Source organism: Lysobacter concretionis Ko07 = DSM 16239 (genome assembly GCF_000768345.1).
Lineage (GTDB): Bacteria > Pseudomonadota > Gammaproteobacteria > Xanthomonadales > Xanthomonadaceae > Novilysobacter > Novilysobacter concretionis.
In genome coordinates, this window is sequence record NZ_AVPS01000019.1 from 1 (window position 1) to 938 (window position 938).

The following is a 938-nucleotide window of genomic DNA, read 5'->3' on the forward strand; positions in this document are numbered from 1 at the left end:
TCCGCCACCAGGACGGACGCGCCGCGGTATCGCTGTTACTTGATGATCTTCGCCACCACGCCGGCGCCGACGGTGCGGCCGCCTTCGCGGATCGCGAAACGCAGGCCTTCGTCCATCGCGATCGGGTTGATCAGCTCGACCACCATCTTCACGTTGTCGCCCGGCATCACCATCTCGACGCCTTCCGGCAGCTCGCAGGCGCCGGTGATGTCGGTGGTGCGGAAGTAGAACTGCGGACGGTAGCCCTTGAAGAACGGCGTGTGACGGCCGCCCTCGTCCTTGCTCAGCACGTACACCTCGGCCTCGAAGCTGGTGTGCGGCTTGATCGAGCCGGGCTTGCACAGCACCTGGCCGCGCTCGACGTCGTCACGCTTGGTGCCGCGCAGCAGCAGACCGGCGTTGTCGCCCGCCTGGCCCTGGTCGAGCAGCTTGCGGAACATCTCCACGCCGGTGACGGTCGTCTTCACGGTCGGACGGATGCCGACGATCTCGATTTCCTCACCGACCTTGATGATGCCGCGCTCGATGCGCCCGGTCACCACGGTGCCGCGGCCCGAGATCGAGAACACGTCCTCGACCGGCATCAGGAACGCCTTGTCCACGTCGCGCTCCGGCTCCGGGATCCAGGTGTCCAGCGCGTCCACCAGCTTGATGATCGACGGCACGCCGATGTCGCTCTGGTCGCCTTCCAGCGCCTTCAGCGCCGAACCGGTCACCACCGGGGTGTCGTCGCCCGGGAAGTCGTACTTGCTCAGCAGCTCGCGCACTTCCATCTCGACCAGCTCGAGCAGCTCGGCGTCGTCCACCATGTCCGCCTTGTTCAGGTAGACCACGATGTACGGCACGCCCACCTGGCGGGCCAGCAGGATGTGCTCGCGCGTCTGCGGCATCGGGCCGTCCGCGGCCGAGCACACCAGGATCGCGCCGTCCATCTGCGC

1 protein-coding gene is annotated in these 938 nt (G+C 67.2%); it reads right to left on the bottom strand.

Translation table 11 applies throughout. The annotated features are described in order from the left end of the window. Window positions 1-35 precede the first annotated feature (35 nt). Window positions 36-938 (bottom strand): elongation factor Tu (gene tuf, locus N792_RS13270; protein WP_036196145.1); only part of this gene is annotated, 903 nt, incomplete at its 5' end.